The organism is Streptomyces sp. SJL17-4 (assembly GCF_036826855.1).
Taxonomy (GTDB): Bacteria; Actinomycetota; Actinomycetes; order Streptomycetales; family Streptomycetaceae; genus Streptomyces.
Window position 1 is genome coordinate 4,532,310 of record NZ_CP104578.1, and the last position, 16,668, is coordinate 4,548,977.

The 16,668-nt window shown below is 72.7% G+C and carries 19 protein-coding genes; 8 read left to right on the forward strand and 11 right to left on the reverse strand.

Annotated features, from left to right (window positions below; genetic code table 11):
- The first annotated feature begins 6 nt into the window (after positions 1-6).
- A complete protein-coding gene (cobN, locus tag N5875_RS20330) occupies positions 7-3,639 on the forward strand; it encodes a cobaltochelatase subunit CobN (protein ID WP_338495263.1) in 3,633 nt (1,210 codons plus the stop codon).
- Here cobN and N5875_RS20335 read toward each other — a convergent pair.
- Both N5875_RS20335 and N5875_RS20340 read right to left on the reverse strand, forming a co-directional pair.
- Entirely contained in the window at positions 3,636-5,270 is a 1,635-nt protein-coding gene (locus tag N5875_RS20335; protein WP_338495265.1) for an ATP-binding cassette domain-containing protein, read from the reverse strand. The genes cobN and N5875_RS20335 overlap by 4 nt on opposite strands.
- A 123-nt stretch (positions 5,271-5,393) precedes the next feature.
- On the reverse strand, positions 5,394-5,741 hold the full coding sequence (locus N5875_RS20340) for a DoxX family protein (RefSeq protein WP_318208126.1): 348 nt from the start codon (positions 5,739-5,741) through the stop codon (positions 5,394-5,396).
- A 92-nt stretch (positions 5,742-5,833) separates the two neighbouring features.
- On the opposite strand from N5875_RS20340, the gene N5875_RS20345 reads away from it, so the two are divergent.
- The 4 genes from N5875_RS20345 (at position 5,834) to N5875_RS20360 (ending at position 8,891) form a co-directional block, all read left to right on the forward strand.
- Entirely contained in the window at positions 5,834-6,310 is a 477-nt protein-coding gene (locus N5875_RS20345) for a MarR family transcriptional regulator (RefSeq protein WP_318208125.1), read from the forward strand.
- 65 nt (positions 6,311-6,375) lie between these two features.
- Positions 6,376-7,251: an alpha/beta hydrolase gene (locus N5875_RS20350; RefSeq protein ID WP_338495267.1), complete on the forward strand. Its 876-nt coding sequence runs from the start codon at positions 6,376-6,378 to the stop codon at positions 7,249-7,251.
- A 279-nt stretch (positions 7,252-7,530) separates the two neighbouring features.
- The gene (locus N5875_RS20355) at positions 7,531-8,532 is read left to right on the forward strand and encodes a hypothetical protein (protein ID WP_338495269.1); all 1,002 of its coding nucleotides are present in this window, start codon (positions 7,531-7,533) and stop codon (positions 8,530-8,532) included.
- 2 nt (positions 8,533-8,534) lie between these two features.
- Positions 8,535-8,891 carry a GntR family transcriptional regulator gene (locus N5875_RS20360; RefSeq protein ID WP_318208122.1) on the forward strand — a complete coding sequence of 119 codons (357 nt, stop codon included), beginning with the start codon at positions 8,535-8,537 and terminating at the stop codon, positions 8,889-8,891.
- A 4-nt stretch (positions 8,892-8,895) separates the two neighbouring features.
- Here the strand turns inward: N5875_RS20360 and N5875_RS20365 are convergent, their stop codons facing one another.
- Both N5875_RS20365 and N5875_RS20370 read right to left on the reverse strand, forming a co-directional pair.
- Complete coding sequence (locus tag N5875_RS20365; RefSeq protein ID WP_338495271.1) at positions 8,896-9,855, reverse strand: D-2-hydroxyacid dehydrogenase family protein; 960 nt, start codon at positions 9,853-9,855, stop codon at positions 8,896-8,898.
- A 119-nt stretch (positions 9,856-9,974) separates the two neighbouring features.
- The gene (locus N5875_RS20370; RefSeq protein WP_338495273.1) at positions 9,975-10,937 is read right to left on the reverse strand and encodes a helix-turn-helix domain-containing protein; all 963 of its coding nucleotides are present in this window, start codon (positions 10,935-10,937) and stop codon (positions 9,975-9,977) included.
- A 173-nt stretch (positions 10,938-11,110) separates the two neighbouring features.
- On the opposite strand from N5875_RS20370, the gene N5875_RS20375 reads away from it, so the two are divergent.
- Positions 11,111-11,713 carry an MBL fold metallo-hydrolase gene (locus N5875_RS20375; protein WP_318208119.1) on the forward strand — a complete coding sequence of 201 codons (603 nt, stop codon included), beginning with the start codon at positions 11,111-11,113 and terminating at the stop codon, positions 11,711-11,713.
- A gap of 19 nt (positions 11,714-11,732) precedes the next feature.
- A complete protein-coding gene (locus N5875_RS20380; RefSeq protein WP_318208118.1) occupies positions 11,733-12,092 on the forward strand; it encodes a hypothetical protein in 360 nt (119 codons plus the stop codon).
- Positions 12,093-12,137: 45 nt separating this feature from the next.
- Here N5875_RS20380 and N5875_RS20385 read toward each other — a convergent pair whose 3' ends face one another.
- From N5875_RS20385 to N5875_RS20410, 6 genes are all read right to left on the reverse strand, one after another.
- Positions 12,138-12,428, reverse strand: coding sequence for an SCO5918 family protein (locus N5875_RS20385; protein ID WP_338495275.1), 291 nt, complete (start codon positions 12,426-12,428; stop codon positions 12,138-12,140).
- A gap of 172 nt (positions 12,429-12,600) precedes the next feature.
- Positions 12,601-12,804 (reverse strand): cold-shock protein, encoded by a 204-nt coding sequence (locus N5875_RS20390; RefSeq protein ID WP_015034705.1) that lies wholly within the window; start codon positions 12,802-12,804, stop codon positions 12,601-12,603.
- Between the two features lie 436 nt (positions 12,805-13,240).
- A complete protein-coding gene (locus N5875_RS20395) occupies positions 13,241-13,696 on the reverse strand; it encodes a DUF1801 domain-containing protein (RefSeq protein ID WP_318208116.1) in 456 nt (151 codons plus the stop codon).
- Between the two features lie 114 nt (positions 13,697-13,810).
- The gene (locus tag N5875_RS20400; protein WP_338495280.1) at positions 13,811-14,440 is read right to left on the reverse strand and encodes a glyoxalase; all 630 of its coding nucleotides are present in this window, start codon (positions 14,438-14,440) and stop codon (positions 13,811-13,813) included.
- Between the two features lie 5 nt (positions 14,441-14,445).
- Positions 14,446-14,892, reverse strand: a complete 447-nt coding sequence (locus N5875_RS20405) for a helix-turn-helix transcriptional regulator (protein ID WP_318208114.1) — start codon at positions 14,890-14,892, stop codon at positions 14,446-14,448.
- A gap of 74 nt (positions 14,893-14,966) precedes the next feature.
- Positions 14,967-15,377: a VOC family protein gene (locus N5875_RS20410; protein WP_318208113.1), complete on the reverse strand. Its 411-nt coding sequence runs from the start codon at positions 15,375-15,377 to the stop codon at positions 14,967-14,969.
- A gap of 214 nt (positions 15,378-15,591) precedes the next feature.
- Between N5875_RS20410 and N5875_RS20415 the strand changes: the two genes are divergently transcribed.
- Positions 15,592-16,158, forward strand: a complete 567-nt coding sequence (locus tag N5875_RS20415) for a DM13 domain-containing protein (protein ID WP_318208591.1) — start codon at positions 15,592-15,594, stop codon at positions 16,156-16,158.
- 17 nt (positions 16,159-16,175) lie between these two features.
- Here the strand turns inward: N5875_RS20415 and N5875_RS20420 are convergent, their stop codons facing one another.
- Positions 16,176-16,643, reverse strand: coding sequence for a hypothetical protein (locus N5875_RS20420; RefSeq protein ID WP_338495281.1), 468 nt, complete (start codon positions 16,641-16,643; stop codon positions 16,176-16,178).
- Positions 16,644-16,668 lie beyond the last annotated feature (25 nt).

The window sequence follows — 16,668 nt, forward strand, 5'->3', positions numbered from 1 at the left end:
CTCGCCATGCTTCTGCTGCTGTCGCACTCCGACACCGACCTGCTCAGCGCCCGCGCGGCGAACGCGAACGCGGCCGCGGCCGGCGGCCCGGTGGAGTACCGCTTCGCCAACCCCGCCCGTCTCCCCCTCGCCGAACTGACCGCCCTCCTGGCCGAGGCCGAGCTCGTCGTCGTACGGCTCCTCGGCGGCCTCCGCTCCTGGGAGGAGGGCCTCGACGCGGTCCGCGCCGCCGGAAAGCCGGTGGTCGTCCTCAGCGGTGAACAGGCCCCCGACGCCCAGCTGATGGAGGCGTCCACCGTCCCCGTCGGCGTCGCCACCGAGGCGCACGCCTACCTCGCGCACGGCGGCCCCGCGAACCTGGAGCAGCTGGCCCGCTTCCTCTCCGACACCGTGCTCCTCACCGGCCACGGCTTCGAGGCCCCGGCCGCCGCCCCCACCTGGGGTCCGCTGGAGCGCACCCCGAAGCGGACCGACGGCCCGACCGTCGCCGTGCTCTACTACCGCGCCCACCACATGAGCGGGAACACCGCGTTCGTCGACGCGCTCTGCGAGGCGATCGAGGACGCCGGCGCCCAGGCCCTCCCGCTGTACGTGGCGTCCCTGCGGGCCCCCGAGCCGGAGCTGCTCGACCGGCTCCGTACCGCTGACGCGATCGTCACCACCGTCCTCGCGGCCGGCGGCACCAAGCCCGCCGAGGCGCAGGCCGGCGGCGACGAGGAGGCCTGGGACGCGGGCGCGCTGGCCGCGCTCGACGTGCCGATCCTCCAGGCGCTCTGCCTGACCGGTTCGCGCGCCGCCTGGGAGGAGAACGACGAGGGTCTCTCCCCGCTGGACGCCGCCAGCCAGGTCGCCGTCCCGGAGTTCGACGGCCGGCTCATCACCGTGCCGTTCTCCTTCAAGGAGATCGACGAGGACGGCCTGCCCGCGTACGTCGCCGACGCCGAGCGCGCGGCCCGCGTCGCCGGGATCGCCGTACGGCACGCCCGGCTCCGGCACATCCCGAACGCCGAGAAGAGGCTGGCGCTCGTCCTCTCCGCGTACCCGACGAAGCACTCCCGCATCGGCAACGCCGTCGGCCTCGACACCCCCGCCTCCGCCGTCTCCCTCCTGCGCCGCCTCCGTGAGGAGGGGTACGACTTCGGGCCCGCCGAGGACCTCCCCGGCCTGGTCTCCGGCGACGGCGACGAGCTGATCTACGCCCTCATCGAGGCCGGCGGCCACGACCAGGACTGGCTGACGGAGGAGCAGCTCGCCAAGAACCCCGTCCGCATCCCGGCCGCCGACTACAAGCGCTGGTACGCGACGCTCCCCGAGGAGCTGCGGACCCACGTCGAGGAGCACTGGGGCCCGGCGCCCGGCGAGATGTTCCTGGACCGCTCCCGCAACCCGGAGGGCGACATCGTCCTCGCGGCGCTGCGCCGCGGGAACCTGCTGATCCTCATCCAGCCGCCGCGCGGCTTCGGCGAGAACCCGATCGCGATCTACCACGACCCCGATCTCCCGCCGTCCCACCACTACCTGGCGGCCTACCGCTGGATCGCCGCCCGCGCCGAGGACGGCGGCTTCGGCGCCGACGCCATGGTGCACCTGGGCAAGCACGGCAACCTGGAGTGGCTGCCCGGCAAGAACGCCGGCCTGTCCGCAGCCTGCGGCCCGGACGCGGCCCTCGGTGACATCCCGCTGATCTACCCGTTCCTGGTCAACGACCCGGGCGAGGGCACCCAGGCCAAGCGGCGCGTGCACGCCACGCTCGTCGACCATCTGGTGCCGCCGATGGCCCGTGCCGACTCGTACGGCGACATCGCGCGTCTGGAGCAGCTGCTCGACGAGTACGCGCAGATCTCGTCGATGGACCCGGCGAAGCTGCCCGCGATCCGCGCCCAGATCTGGACGCTGATCCAGGCCGCCAAGCTCGACCACGACCTGGGTCTGGAGCAGCGCCCCGAGGACGACGGCTTCGACGACTTCCTGCTGCACGTCGACGGCTGGCTGTGCGAGGTCAAGGACGCCCAGATCCGCGACGGTCTGCACGTCCTCGGCGGCGCCCCGGAGGGCGAGGCCCGGGTCAACCTGGTCCTCTCCATCCTGCGCGCCCGTCAGATCTGGGGTGGCACGCAGGCGCTGCCCGGCCTGCGCGAGGCCCTCGGTCTCGACGAGTCGGCCGCGACCCGCACCACCGCCGACGAGGCGGAGGCCAAGGCCCGCGAGCTGGTCGAGGCCATGGAGGCGGCGGACTGGTCCGTGGACGCGATCCCGGCGGTCGCCGCCGCGTACGGCTCCGAGGTGCACGCCGTGCTCCGGTTCGCCTGCGAGCAGGTCGTGCCGCGCCTGGCCGCCACCACCGACGAGCTCAGCCACGCCGTGCACGCCCTGAACGGCGGCTTCGTCCCGGCAGGCCCCTCCGGTTCGCCGCTGCGCGGCCTGGTCAACGTCCTGCCGACCGGCCGGAACTTCTACTCCGTCGACCCGAAGGCCGTGCCGTCCCGGCTCGCCTGGGAGACCGGTCAGGCGCTCGCCGACTCCCTCCTGGAGCGCTACCGCACCGACAACGGCGAGTGGCCGACGTCCGTGGGCCTCTCCCTCTGGGGTACGAGCGCGATGCGCACCGCCGGCGACGACGTCGCCGAGGCGCTCGCCCTGCTCGGCGTCCGCCCGCTGTGGGACGAGGCCTCGCGCCGGGTGAACGGCCTGGAGCCGATCCCGCTCGCCGAGCTGGGCCGCCCGCGCGTCGATGTCACCCTGCGCATCTCGGGCTTCTTCCGCGATGCGTTCCCGCACGTCATCGGGCTCCTGGACGACGCCGTACGGCTGGTCGCCGGTCTTGAGGGCGAGTCCGCCGAGGACAACTACGTCCGGGCGCACGCCCAGGCCGACCTCGCCGAGCACGGCGACGAGCGGCGCGCCACGACCCGTATCTTCGGCTCCCGGCCGGGCACGTACGGCGCGGGCATCCTCCAGCTGATCGACTCCCGCGACTGGCGCACCGACGCCGACCTCGCCGAGGTGTACACGGTGTGGGGCGGGTACGCGTACGGGCGCGGGCTCGAAGGCCGCCCGGCGCGCGCCGAGATGGAGACGGCGTACAAGCGGATCGCGGTGGCCGCGAAGAACACCGACACCCGCGAGCACGACATCGCCGACTCCGACGACTACTTCCAGTACCACGGCGGCATGGTGGCGACCGTCCGCGCGCTCAAGGGCACGGCCCCCGAGGCGTACATCGGCGACTCCACCCGCCCCGAGACCGTCCGCACCCGGACGCTCGTCGAGGAGACCTCCCGGGTCTTCCGGGCCCGCGTGGTCAACCCGCGCTGGATCGAGGCGATGCGCCGCCACGGCTACAAGGGCGCGTTCGAGCTGGCGGCGACCGTCGACTACCTCTTCGGGTACGACGCCACGACCGGCGTGGTCGCCGACTGGATGTACGACAAGCTCACCCAGGAGTACGTCCTCGACCCGGAGAACCAGGCCTTCCTGAAGGAGGCCAACCCCTGGGCCCTGCACGGCATCGCGGAGCGGCTCCTCGAAGCCGAGTCGCGCGGCATGTGGGAGAAGCCGGACCCGGAGACCCTGGCCGCCCTGCGCCAGGTGTTCCTGGAGACCGAGGGCGACCTGGAGGGTTCCTCCGACGACGACTAGGTCGTCACCAGCTCCGGGGCCGGTGCCAGTTCGAGGCGGCGGCCCCGGAAGCCCGCCCTGAGGCGCCGGTCGTGGGTGACCACGACCAGCGTGCCCGGGTAGTGCGCGAGCGCGGCGTCGATCTCCTCCACGAGCGCCGGGGCCAGATGGTTGGTCGGCTCGTCGAGGAGGAGCAGATCGGCCGGTTCGGTGACGAGGCGCGCCAGTTCGAGTTTCCGGCGCTGTCCTGTCGACAGATACCGGACCGGGGTTGTCAGGTCCCCGGCGGAGAAGAGACCGAGGGCGAGCAGGTGGTCCGTACGGTCCGCTCCGAAGGCCTCGCCCACCGTACGGGGGTCGGTGGGTGGGGCCGTCTCCTGGCGGAGCATTCCGACCCGGGCAGGCACGTCCACCGTGCCCGCGTCCGGGACGAGTTCGCCCGCGAGCACCTTCAGGAGGGTGCTCTTCCCGGCGCCGTTCGGGCCGGTGACGAGGAGCCGCTCGCCCGCGTCGAGGTGCAGGGCGTCGAGCCGGAGCCGGCCGTCCACGCGGACGTCGGCGAGGTCGACGGGCGCGCCTTCCCCACGGAGCTCCGCGTGGAACCGCAGCGGCTCCGGGGGCGCCGGCACCGGGTCGGTGGTCAGCCGGTCGAGGCGCTCGCGGGCGGCCCGGATGCGGCTCATCGCCCCGTGCGCCCGTGACCGGGCCCGGAAGGCGCCCGCCCCGCTGAACGCGGCCGGTGCCTTGCGCGGGATGGCCGAGAAACGGTCGATGTTCGTGTCGGCGAGCGCCCTGTACCGGACGAGTTCGGCCCTCCACTCCTCGTGCTCCCGCTGTCTGCGGGCCCGTTCGGCGGCCCGCCCGGCGAGGTAGCCGCTGTAGCCGTCGCCGTAGCGGCGGACGGTGTGGCGGTCCTCGTCGACCTCGAGGACGGCGGTGGCGACCCGGTCGAGGAAGACCCGGTCGTGGGAGACGGCGACGACCGTGCCCCGGTGGGCGCGCAGCCGCTCCTCCAGCCAGGCCACGGCCGCGTCGTCGAGGTCGTTGGTCGGCTCGTCGAGCAGCAGCAGTTCGGGCTCGGCGGCGAGGACGGCGGCGAGCGCGAGCCGGGACCGCTGCCCGCCCGAGAGGGTGCCGAGGGGCCGGGCCCGGTCGAGCGGGCCGGGTTCGCCGAGCCGCCGAAGGGTGGTCTCGACCCGCCGGTCGGCTCCCGCGCCGCCCCGCGCCTCGTAGGCGGCGAGCAGCTCCTCGTATCCGGCGAGGTCACCGGTCTCGGCGAGCGCCGACTCCGCCGCCCGGATCGCCCGCTCCAGCTCCCGTATGTCCGCGAGCACGTGGTCGACGGCGTCACCGACGGTCGGAGCCGGGGTCGGGGCCGGGGCCGGGGTCGCGGTCGCGGTCGCGGGCAGGTCCAGGGTCTGGGCGAGGTGACCGAGGCCGCCGGGGGTTTCGACCGTCACCGTGCCGTTGTCGGGGGTCTCCAGGCCGGCGAGGAGTCGGAGGAGGGTCGATTTCCCGGAGCCGTTGTCCCCGACGACGCCGAGGCGTTCACCGGCTCGGACGGAGAGGGAGACCCGGTCGAGCACGGTCCGGTGGTGGACGTGCCGGTCGTCGTAGCGCTTGGTGACGTCGGTGAGTTGGGCACGGAACAAAGGGTGACTCCTGTTCGTCGACGACAAGATCGGGCGAGATCGAGCGCAATCGAAACGAGACGTCTCGTCTCATGTCGTCGACGGTACTCCGGATGTGACCCCTTCGCAAGACGCTCCGTCTCGTCAGGCCGAGACCGTGCGCAGCGCGAGCGCGGCTATCGCGAGCAGCGTGATGACCACGACCGGCGCTATCTCGTAGTCCTTCGCCCGCAGGTGGGTGATCAGTGCGCCGATGAAGTAGAGCGTGACGCCGATCGCCGCCGCCCCGCCGAGCACCGGCACGGCGAGCCCCGCGAGCAGGCCGAGCGCGCCCGCCGCCTTCAGTGTCGCGAGGCGTGGCAGCCAGGAATCCGGCACGTCGAGCTTGGTCATGCTGCCGACGATCTGTGGGTTGCGGGTGAAGGTCAGGAAGGCCGAGGCCGAGAGGGCGAAAGCGAGCAGCGCGGCGACGACGGCATAAGCGATGAACATGGATCAGCTCCGATGGTCCGACAGCTTCAATCGTTGAACTGTATCAACGGTTTCCCTCGCTCCACAATAGGGCCGCTGCTACGGTGGACGACATGGCAGCTCTCCCGACCGACCGCCTCGGCTTCCTCCTCTCCTTCCGCGGGGAGCTCACCGGCGCGCGCATCCGCGCCGCCCTGGGCGTGGCCGGACTCCACCCGAGGAACGCGATGACGCTGATGCAGCTCGCCCCCGGGTCGATGAGCCAGCGCGAGCTGGCCGCCGCCATGGAGATCGACCCCAGCCAACTCGTCGCGATCCTCAACGAGCTGGAATCGGAGGGGCTCGCCGAGCGGCGCCGCGATCCGGCCGACCGGCGCCGTCACATCGTGGAGATCACCGAGGCGGGCGCCGCCGCCCTGGAGCGGGTCGACGCGGCCGTGAGCGCGGCCGAGCGCGAACTCTTCGGCGACCTCACCGAGGCCGAACAGGTCCTGCTGCGCGGCCTGTTGGACCGAGTCGTCGTGGACGCGGCCGAGCACGACTGCGACGGCGGGCAGGAAGGATCGCCGGAGGGCGCACGCGACCGATGAGTTCCGGTGGGGCCGGGGGTCCACCCCCATGAACAGCCGAACGGCCCACCACCGAGGAGACCACCATGGTCGAGACCGACACCCGCGTCCTGGACACCGCCGGCGCGACCCTGCGCTACGACGTACGCCCCGGCACCGGGACCGCCGAGCGACCCCTGCTGCTGATCGGCTCCCCGATGGACGCCACCGGCTTCACCACGCTCGCCTCCCACTTCGCCGACCGGACCGTCGTCACGTACGACCCGCGCGGGGTGTCCCGCAGCGAGCGCACCGACGGCGCGACGGAGACGCTCCCCGAGGAGCACGCCGACGACCTGGCCCGGCTGATCGAGGCGCTCGGCGCCGGACCCGTGGACGTCTTCGCGAGCAGTGGCGGCGCGGTCAACGCCCTCGCGCTCGTCGCCCGGCGCGGCGACCTGGTGCACACCCTGGTCGCGCACGAGCCCCCGACCGCCCAGGTCGTCCCGGACCGCGCGGCGGCCCTGGAGGTCTGCGCGGACGTCCACGCGACCTATCTGCGGGACGGCTGGGGACCCGCGATGGCCAAGTTCCTGGCACTGACCGCCCGCACGGGCGAGTTCCCGGCGAACTGGGCCGAGGAGCCCGCCCCCTCCCCGGCCGCGTTCGGTCTGCCCGCCGAGGACGACGGCTCGCGCGGCGACCCGCTGCTCGGCCAGAACATCCGCGGCTGCACCTCCTACGTCCCCGACTTCCCCGCCCTGCGCGCCGCGCCGACCCGGATCGTCGTCGCGGCCGGCAAGGAGTCCGAGGGCACCTTCGCCGCCCGCGCGGCGGTCGCCGTCGCCGAGGGCGTCGGCACCCCGCTCGCCGTCTTCCCGAGCCACCACGGCGGCTTCCTGGGCGGCGAGTTCGGCCAGCAGGGCGCTCCGGTGGAGTTCGCGGAGGCACTGCGCGCGGTCCTCGACGAGAGCGCCAACTGAGCGGGTGGGTCAGCTGACCGGCCGCGCCGACTGAGCGGGTGGGGCAGCTGACCGGCCGCGCCGACTGACCGGATACGTCGGCCGACCGGCTACGTCAGCTCTTCGTCGCGGCGGCGGCCTTCACCGCCGCCGCGTCGACGCATGAAGATCTCCCCATTCATCAGCATGTGTGCCGTTCGACAACCTGTGGACAGGGTCCGCATCCGAAAGGAGGACTAGTTGTTCTAGCGCAGTGCGAACAACTTGTTCTATGCTGATGCGAACAAGGGAGGGTTTCTCATGAACCGAGCCAGGCCGACCACTCCGGCAACATCAGCAACGCCCGCCACAGGGCTTCTTCGCGCGCTCGCCGCGTTCCCGTTCCTCCTCGCCCTCGTCGGCCACCTGACGCTGCTCGCCGTTTGGGACGACCGCATCCCCGACACCCTCGCCACCCACTTCTCCGGGGTCGACGGCGGCCGCGCCGACGGCTTCACCGGCCGCACCGCGTTCGCCGTCATCGGCGTCGCCCTGCTCATCGGACTCGGCACCGGCTGGACGGTCCTCGTCCGCCGTACCGCGCTCTGGGGCGCCTGGGCGACGGCCGGCTTCGCCGGAGCGCTGCTCGGCCTCCTCGTACGGGAGAACCTGGACGCCGTCGACCCGGCCCAGGTCGTCGCCCCGCTCACCACCCTGGCGCTCGGCGCGGCCGTGGCCGCCCTCTGCGCCCTCGCGGGCTGGGCGCTGACCCGCCTCGTACCGGCCGGGGACGGGCCGGACGCCCCCGAGGGCGAGCCCGACGCGCCCCGGCTCACGCTCGGCGCGAGCGAGGTCGCCGGCTGGACCCGCGCCACCGGCTCCCGGCCGCTGACCGTGCTCTCCGTGCTCGCCCTCGCCGCCGTCCCGGCCGGCCTGGTCCTCGCGCCCTGGCCCGGCGCCCTGCTCGCGCTGCTCGGCCTGGTCGTCGGCGTACCCGGGCTGGCCCTCGCCCGGGTCCGGGTCACCGTCGACCGGCGCGGCGTCACCGTCCGGCCCTCCCTCGTCTCCCGGCCACGCGTGCGCGTGCCGCTCGACGAGGTCGCGGGCGCGAGCGTCCGGGAGCTCGACACCGCCGCCGTGCTCGCCGACTTCGGCGGCTGGGGCTACCGGGTCCGCGCCGGGCGTACGGGCGTGGTGCTGCACTCCGGCGAGGCCCTCGTCGTACGGCGGGACAGCGGGCGCGAGTTCGCGGTCACCGTGCCCGACGCGGGCACCGCCGCCGCCCTCCTCAACACGCTCGCCGAGCGGCATGGGAAGGTCTGACCGTGCTCTTCCGTGTCGACCCGGCCTCCGCCGTGCCCCTCGGCGACCAGATCGCCGCCTGCGTCCGGGGCGCCCTCGCCGACGGCTCCGCCGCACCCGGCGAGCGCCTCCCGGCCGCCCGGGAACTCGCCGACTCCCTGGGCGTCAACGTCCACACCGTCCTCCGCGGCTACCAGCGGCTCCGGGAGGAGGGCCTGATCGAACTCCGCCGGGGCCGCGGCGCCCTCATCGTCCCGGGCGTCACCGCCCCCGACCGCGCCCGCCTGGTCTCCCGGCTCCGCGAGGCGGCGGCGGACGCCCGCGAACTGGGACTGACGGACGAGGAGTTCGTGGAACTGGCGCGGACGAGCCTGGGCTAGGCCGTCACGACAGTTCCCGTACGGGCGACCCCGCCAGAAACGCCTCGATGTCCTCCACCGCCTGCCCGAAGTACCGCCCGTAGTTCCCCTCCGTCACATAGCCGAGGTGCGGCAGCGCCAGCACGTTCGGCAGGGACCGCAGCGGGTCGTCCGCGGGCAGTGGCTCCGTCTCGAAGACATCGAGCCCGGCCCCCGCGATCCACCCCTCGCGCAGCGCCCGCAGCAGCGCACCGCCGTCGACGAGCCCCGCCCGGGAGGTGTTGACGAGGTACGCGTGCGGGCGCATCGCCCGTAGCTCGCGCTCCCCGACCAGGCCGCGGGTGCGGTCCGAGAGCACCATGTGGAGCGAGACGAAGTCGCTCTCCGCGAACAGCTCCCGCTTGTCCTTCGCGGGCCGTACGCCGTGCTCGGCGGCCCGCTCCTCCGTCAGGTTCGGGCTCCACGCGCGTACGTCCATCCCGAAGGCGAGGCCGATCCGGGCCACCCGGGCGCCGATCTTGCCGAGGCCGACGAGACCGAGGGTCCGGCCGGCCAGGTCGGCGCCGACGGTGGACTGCCAGGGCCCGCCCTCGCGCAGCGCGCGCGCCTCGGCCGGTACGTGCCGGGCGAGGCCGAGGAGGAGCGCCCAGGTGAGTTCGGTGGGCGGCTCGGAGCTGCTGGCCGTGCCGCAGACGGTGACCCCGCGCGCGCGTGCGGCGGCGACGTCGACGGAGGCGTTGCGCATCCCGGAGGTGATCAGGAGCCGGAGCCGGGGGAGCCGGGCCAGGAGCCCGGCGTCGACGGGGGTCCGTTCCCGCATGACGACGAGGATCTCGCAGTCCTCGACGGCGGCGACGAGCGCGTCCCGGTCGGCGAGGTGCTCGCGCAGGACGCGTACGTCGACGCGGTCGGCGAGCGGACTCCAGTCGGCGGATGCCAGGGCCACGCCCTGGTAGTCGTCGAGTACGGCGCAGCGCAGCTTCATGACGGCATGATCGCGCACGCCCCGGGGCCGGATCGCCCTCCTGCCGACATCGCGATCCTGCAGAGCCGGCTCGGCCCTGGCCCTGACGGCCGCGGCTCTCGTCCGACCTCCCGGGCGCCTCAGGCGGTGGGCGTACGGGTGAAGGAACGGCGGTACGACCGGGGCGGGACGCCGCGGCGGCGGACGAACTGGGCGCGGAGCACCGCCGCGCTGCCGAAGCCGACCGCGTGGGCGACCTCCTCGACCGGCAGGTCCGTGGTCTCCAGGAGCTCCTCGGCCCGGCTCAGGCGCAGGGAGAGCAGCCACGCGTGCGGGGTGGTCCCCGTGGAGGCGGCGAACCGCCGGGCGAAGGAGCGGCGGCTCATCAGCGCCCTGCGGGCCAGCTCCGCGACGGGAAGCGGCTCGTGGAGATGCTCACGGGCCCAGGCGAGGACGTCGGTGAGCCGGTCGTCCCTGCTGTCCTCGGGTACGGGCGTGGCGAGGTACTGGGCCTGGCCGCCGTCCCGGTGGGAGGGGAGCACCAGGTCCCGGGCGATGGCGTTGGCCGTGGTGGCCCCGTACTCCCGGCGCAGCAGGTGCAGGCAGAGGTCGAAGCCCGCGGCGGCGCCCGCGCCCGTGACGACGGTGCCCTGGTCGACGTAGAGGGCGTCGGGTTCGACGGTGACGTCCGGGTGGCGTTCGGCCAGGAGCCCGGCGAACCGCCAGTGCGTGGTGGCCCGCCGCCCGTCGAGCAGCCCGGCCGCGGCGAGGGCGAACGCCCCGACGCAGTGGGCCGCGACGAGCGCCCCGCGCGCGTGGGCGGCGGTCAGCGCGTCGAGCACCGCGGGCGGCGGGGGAGTACGGAACTCCGCCCAGGGGAGGGCGATCACCAGGTCCGCGGCGGCCAGCCGGTCCAGGCCGTGCTCGACGACGAGGGGCAGACCGACGTCGGTACGGACGTGCCCCGGCCGGTCGGTGCAGAGCGCGAAGTCGAAGAGCGGAAGTCCCCCGCCGCGCGCGTCGAACACCTCGGAGACGATGCCCGCGCCGAGCATGCCGACCCCGTGCGGGGCGTAGGCGGCGACGGTGACGAAGGGCGGCATGGGCCGAGTCTGGCACGGGGGCCGGGAGTGGCACGGGGGCCGGGAGTGGTACCGAGGACGGCGGCAGCGGTGACGGCGGCAGCGGTGACTGCGGCACGGCGTTGGCACGATTCCCGCGATCGGTGGCAGTACGGCCACTCGTGAAGATCCGTACCGCGCAGAAGACTTGGGGCATGACGAACCACGACGACGCACCGAGCGCCCGCACCGCCACCTACACGATCCTGACCACCGGATACACGCTCTCCACGGGCCCAGGGGTCGCCGCCACGGTCTCGTACGTGCGGGACGGCGACCGCCATGTGATCGTCGACCCCGGCATGGTGGCGAGCCGCGAGCGGATCCTCGGCCCGCTCGCCGAACTCGGCCTGGGACCCGACGACATCACCGACGTGGTGCTCAGCCACCACCACCCCGACAACACCATGAACGTCGGCCTCTTCGGCCGGGCCCGCGTCCACGACCACAAGGCGATCTACCAGGACGACCAGTGGACCGACCGCGACGCGGAGGGCCACGAGCTGGCCCCGTCGCTGCGGCTGATCCGTACCCCCGGCCACAGCCCCGAGGACATCACCCTCCTCGCCGGCACCGGCGCGGGTGTCGTCGCCTTCGTGGGTGACCTGTGGTGGCGGCCGAACGGCCCGGTGGAGGACCCGGTGGCCCCCGACCACACGGTCCTCAAGGACTCCCGCCTCCGCGTCCTGGCCGCGGCCGACGTGATCGTCCCGGGCCACGGCCCGGCGTTCCCGGCGGACGACACGGCGCCGCTGTAGCCGCCTAGAATGGACTTCCATGTCGAAGCCTGACGAGCTGCTCGTTGACATTGCCGCCACGGTGGAGTCCGGGCAGAGCAATCAGATGTCCATGACGGTGATCGTGGGGGGTGCGGTCCTCACCGGACGGCTGGCACCGGAAGCCCTGTGGCGACAGCGTGTGTCGGAGGTCCTGACGGACTCCGCCCGCCTGGGCGAGTTCTCCGGAGTCTTCAGCCCCTCCGAACGCGCCGACGGGCCACCCACCCACCTGCACTTCCACCTCGCCCGGATCCTCCAGGGCACGGTGGGCATCCCGGAGACCGGCGGCATGTACCGGGTCGCCCTCGAGGACGTCAGTGCCTGGACGGTGGGCGACTTCAGCTACTTCGACCACTGACCGGTACGTCGGCCACAGAGCGCCGGTACTTCGGCCACTGACCGGTCAGAAGGTCGTCTCGGAGGGTGAGGACGAGGGCGAGGGCGAGGCCTGCTCCTCGGCGGTGACCGTGAGGCAGGTGAAGCCGAGCTTCGTCATGGCCCGCACGACCTCGCCGACGCTGAAGTCGCGGCGGTCCTGACGGGTGACGACCTCGCCGACCTGCTTCACGGGGTACTGGCGCCGCCCGATGACGACGACGTCACCGATGGCGGGTTCGGGCTTGACGCCCTTCATGGATTCGAGCACGCCTGCTTTGGTCAGCTCGAAGGGGAAGCGGGCGATGACACAGCGCATGGTGACTCCTGCGGAGAAGTGGTCCAGAAGGGGGGCCTGCCAGGGAAATTCCCGCAGCCGATGAGGGGTACTGAAGGGTACCGAGGTTCTCAGGGTTGCAAAGAGCTGAGGCCCGCACCCCAAAGGTGCGGGCCTCAGCTCGTCAGCTTGTGCTACGCGTCAGCGCCGGGTGTCAGGCGGGGACGATGTTCTCGGCGGTCGGGCCCTTCTGGCCCTGCGCGATGTCGAAGCTCACCTTCTGGCCTTCCTGCAGCTCACGGAAGCCGGAGGCGGCGATGTTCGAGTAGTGGGCGAAGACGTCGGGGCCGCCACCGTCCTGCTCGATGAAGCCGAAGCCCTTTTCCGAGTTGAACCACTTCACGGTGCCAGTCGCCATGCCAAATTCTCCTTCGGGGCAGTGCTCGGAGCTCACACTGTGTGTGCTCCGTGTCGCTGCGATGATCGCCCCGTCCGGAAAAAGCCCGGAAATGAAAAAGGGTGCCCAGCGCCGGAAAAACCGGAAGGGCACTCGTACGTTCGGGACCCACAACTGCAACTGATATCGACAGTAGCACGATGGGGCGGAGTGTGCCGGGTGAAGATTTCGCCCTGTCGCATCCCGTGTGTTTACATGACAAATTTTCACCGCGCGTAGCTTCGAATTCTCACGGGGCGATCGCAGCTATTCGCCCGCGTGGGGCACGGGTCGGACGCGGGCCGGAGACGGGCCGAGCCCGTCCCGAGCCCGTCCCGGGGCGGGCGTCGACCGGGCGTCGAGCGGGCGTCGGGCGGGCGGGCGTCGGGCGGGCGTGGGCGGGTGTCGGGCGGGGGTGTCAGCCGGCGGCCTGCGCGATGAGCGCGGCGATCCGGGCCTCGTCGGCGGCCGTGAGCTCGGTCAGGGCGTAGCTGGTCGCCCACATGGTGCCGTCGTCGAGCTGGGCGAGGTCGCTGAAGCCGAGCGTGGCGTAGCGGCTCTTGAACTTCTGCGCGCTCTGGAAGAAGCAGACGACCTTGCCGTCCTTGGCGTACGCGGGCATCCCGTACCAGGTCTTCGGCGCCAGGCCCGGCGCGTGCTCCTTGACGATCGCGTGGAGCCGCTCGGCGAGGACGCGGTCGGTGCCCGTCATCTCGGCGATCTTCGCCAGGACATCGGCCTCCCCGTCGGCCTTGGCCGAGCGCGAGCCGCGCCGCGTGGTGCTCTTGAGCTCCGTGGCGCGCTCCTTCATCGCGTCCCGCTCTTCCTCGGTGAAACCGTCGTACTTCTTGGCGGACGACCGCGTGTTCGACATGACGGGGTTCCTCTCACAAGGCCGGCTGGGGATGGTGCGGAGATGGTGCGGGGATGGAGTGGGAGATGGCGCGGGAGATGGAGCTGAGGGAGGAGGGGGACTACCGCGTACGGGTCAGGACGCGGCGGCCACGGAAGCGGCCTCCCAGGTGAACCCGTCAGGGTCGGTGAAGGCGCCGGCGCCCTGACCGCCGAGCACGATCCGGTGGGACCCCTCGCCGTCGGCGGGGACGCCGACGTCCTTCGCGAGGGCGCGGCGCCCGTACAGGGCGAGCTTGACCGGGCTGCCCTCGGCGGCGGCGAACTCGACGTACTTGCGGCCGAAGCTCTTCCCGACGGTGAGGCCGTGCTCGACGTAGAACGTCCTGCTGGCGGCGACGTCCGTGGCTCCGACGAGGAGGACGAAGGAGTCGACGCGGCCGGTGGCCGGGCCGGTGTCCTTCTTGTTCGAGGTCGCGACCTTCCAGATGGTCCCGTCCGGGGCCTGGAAGACGCCGCCGTAGCCCCAGAAGGACTTCGACGCGGGCTTGAGCGAGGTGGCGCCGGCGGCGAGGGCCGCGTCGACGAAGTGCCGGACGTCGGCCGGCCGGTCCACCGTGAGGGAGAGCGAGAAGCCGCGGAAACCGGTGGTCGGCGCGTCGGTGGCCCGCAGGCGCACATGGGCGCCGAGACCGGAGGCGGTGTAGAAGCGGTCGGCGGCCGGGAGGTCGGCCACCTCGAGGGTGATGGAGGCGATGGCGTTCATGAGACTCACGCTAGGCGGGGGGTGACCACCGGTGCTTCTCGATTCCTGACCGGTCGCGTGACCTGCTTCGCCACGCACGAGGGCAGCCCGGCCTCGCCGTCGGCGACCTGGCGTCTGTAGACGCTGGGCGAGACGCCGACGAGCTCGGTGAAGCGGGTGCTGAAGGTGCCGAGAGAGGAGCAGCCGACCGTGAAGCAGACGTCGGTGACGCTGAGGTCGCCGCGCTGGAGCAGCGCCATGGCGCGCTCGATGCGCCGCGTCATGAGGTAGGAGTACGGGGCCTCGCCGTACGCCTGCTTGAACTGGCGGCTGAGGTGCCCGGCCGACATGTTCACCCCGCGGGCGAGCGCCTCGACGTCCAGCGGCTGTGCGTACTCCCGGTCGATCCGGTCGCGAACGCGGCGCAACCGCGCCAGGTCCTTCAGGCGCTGCGCCTCGGTCAGTGCGCTCATCCACGCAGGATGACACATGGGGCGAATCCTTTCAGCGCAGTTCGCTGGATGCGTCGGCGCAGTCGTTGGACGCGTCAGCGCACTTGCTGGACGCGGACGAGGTTGCCCGCGGGATCGCGGAAGGCGCAGTCGCGCACGCCGTACGGCTGGTCGGTCGGCTCCTGGACCACCTCGACGTCCCCCGCCTGCACCTTCTCGAAGGTGGCGTCGAGGTCGGGGGTGGCGAGCAGGATCCAGCCGTAGGTGCCCTTGGCCATCATCTCGGCGATGGTGCGCCGCTCGGCCTCGGTGACTCCCGGGTCGGCGCCGGGCGGCGCGAGCAGGATCGACGTACCGGGCTGTCCGACGGGTCCGACGGTGATCCACCGGGTCCTGCCCTGGCCGACGTCGCTGCGCACCTCGAAGCCGAGGGCGTCGCGGTAGAAGGCGAGGGAGGCGTCGGGATCCTCGTGCGGGAGGACGGTGGTGTGAATGGTGATGTCCATGTCCACAAGCTAGTTGGGCCCGCACGCCACCGCTTCTCGATTCCTGACGAATGTGGCCGTAAGACCTCTGTCGGCCGATGGCTCTGGTACGGGGGCACGGACCGCACTTGAATGGGGGTACGCAGCAGGTGGGACCCGCGAGGAAGAGGCACGGACTGTGGCAGGCAGCAGCACGGGGAACGATCCGCGGCGGACGGGTGGGCGCCGGCGGCGGCTGCTGGTCGCCGGACTGGTGGCACTGACGCTGGTACTGGGCGCGGGGGTGTACTGGTTCCAGCCGTGGAAGCTGTGGCAGGACGACACGGTGCACGAGGCGTTCCCGACCGCGCCGGGGGCGTCGGGGGTGCCGGGGGCGTCGGAGGGCCCCGCGAACCCGGCGGACTCGGCCAACCCCGCAGACCCCGCCGCGCCCCCGGCTCCGGCCGACCCGAAGGCGGTCGCCCAGGGCGCCCTGATCAGCCACGAGCACACGACCACCGGTACGGCCAGGCTCGTCCGCCTCCCCGACGGCTCGCACGTCCTCCGCCTGGAGAACCTCGACACCAGCAACGGCCCCGACCTGCGCGTCTGGCTGACCGACGCACCGGTGAAGGAGGGCACGGCCGGCTGGCGGGTCTTCGACGACGGCAAGTACGTCAGCCTCGGCAAGCTCAAGGGCAACAAGGGCGACCAGAACTACACGGTCCCGGCCGGAGTGGACGTCGCCGACTACTCCAGCGTCGCCATCTGGTGCGACCGCTTCGACGTCTCCTTCGGCGCGGCGAAGCTCCTGGCGGTGTAGCGCGGAAGGGAGTTCGTTCAGGCCGCCTCAGCCTCCGCCGCCGGACGCATCCGCTGGACCACGACCCGCCCCAGATCGAGCAGGCTCAGGCCGAACATCAGGACTCCCAGCGGGAAGTGAACCTCCATCACATGGTTGACGCCCATCACTACTTGCAGGGTCCCGAGGACCAGGAATCCGGTCGCGTAGAGGACCGGCCGGGCCGGGGCGCCGCCCGGCCGCCACGCCAGGACGGCGGCGATCAGGTACAGCATCGACATCGCGTACGTGCCCTTGGACCCGAAGTCGTGCACGGTCGCTCCGGCCTCTGAGGTCAGCGCCATTCCGGCGGTGACGGCCTGGAAGAAGATGCTCGCCGTCTGCAGGGCGATCGAGACGCGCACGAACCCCGCGAACCGGCCGCCGCGACGCTCCTCCACCGCCGTCACCGTCACCGTCGATGCCGCTGCTGCCGCCGCCGTCTCCGCTGTCGTCCGCGTGGCCATGATGATCCCGTCCTTCCGCTGCCGG

Coding starts and splice junctions, on each gene's coding strand:
- N5875_RS20370 (WP_338495273.1), bottom strand. CDS start 10,937: ATGCCGCCCTTCGTCACCGTCGCCGCCTACGCCCCGCACGGGGTCGGC.
- N5875_RS20410 (WP_318208113.1), bottom strand. CDS start 15,377: ATGGACATCACCATTCACACCACCGTCCTCCCGCACGAGGATCCCGAC.
- N5875_RS20375 (WP_318208119.1), top strand. CDS start 11,111: ATGACGAACCACGACGACGCACCGAGCGCCCGCACCGCCACCTACACG.
- N5875_RS20390 (WP_015034705.1), bottom strand. CDS start 12,804: ATGGCGACTGGCACCGTGAAGTGGTTCAACTCGGAAAAGGGCTTCGGC.
- N5875_RS20380 (WP_318208118.1), top strand. CDS start 11,733: ATGTCGAAGCCTGACGAGCTGCTCGTTGACATTGCCGCCACGGTGGAG.
- N5875_RS20395 (WP_318208116.1), bottom strand. CDS start 13,696: ATGTCGAACACGCGGTCGTCCGCCAAGAAGTACGACGGTTTCACCGAG.
- N5875_RS20350 (WP_338495267.1), top strand. CDS start 6,376: ATGGTCGAGACCGACACCCGCGTCCTGGACACCGCCGGCGCGACCCTG.
- N5875_RS20400 (WP_338495280.1), bottom strand. CDS start 14,440: ATGAACGCCATCGCCTCCATCACCCTCGAGGTGGCCGACCTCCCGGCC.
- N5875_RS20365 (WP_338495271.1), bottom strand. CDS start 9,855: ATGAAGCTGCGCTGCGCCGTACTCGACGACTACCAGGGCGTGGCCCTG.
- N5875_RS20405 (WP_318208114.1), bottom strand. CDS start 14,892: ATGAGCGCACTGACCGAGGCGCAGCGCCTGAAGGACCTGGCGCGGTTG.
- N5875_RS20355 (WP_338495269.1), top strand. CDS start 7,531: ATGAACCGAGCCAGGCCGACCACTCCGGCAACATCAGCAACGCCCGCC.
- N5875_RS20345 (WP_318208125.1), top strand. CDS start 5,834: ATGGCAGCTCTCCCGACCGACCGCCTCGGCTTCCTCCTCTCCTTCCGC.
- cobN (WP_338495263.1), top strand. CDS start 7: ATGCTTCTGCTGCTGTCGCACTCCGACACCGACCTGCTCAGCGCCCGC.
- N5875_RS20420 (WP_338495281.1), bottom strand. CDS start 16,643: ATGGCCACGCGGACGACAGCGGAGACGGCGGCGGCAGCAGCGGCATCG.
- N5875_RS20340 (WP_318208126.1), bottom strand. CDS start 5,741: ATGTTCATCGCTTATGCCGTCGTCGCCGCGCTGCTCGCTTTCGCCCTC.
- N5875_RS20385 (WP_338495275.1), bottom strand. CDS start 12,428: ATGCGCTGTGTCATCGCCCGCTTCCCCTTCGAGCTGACCAAAGCAGGC.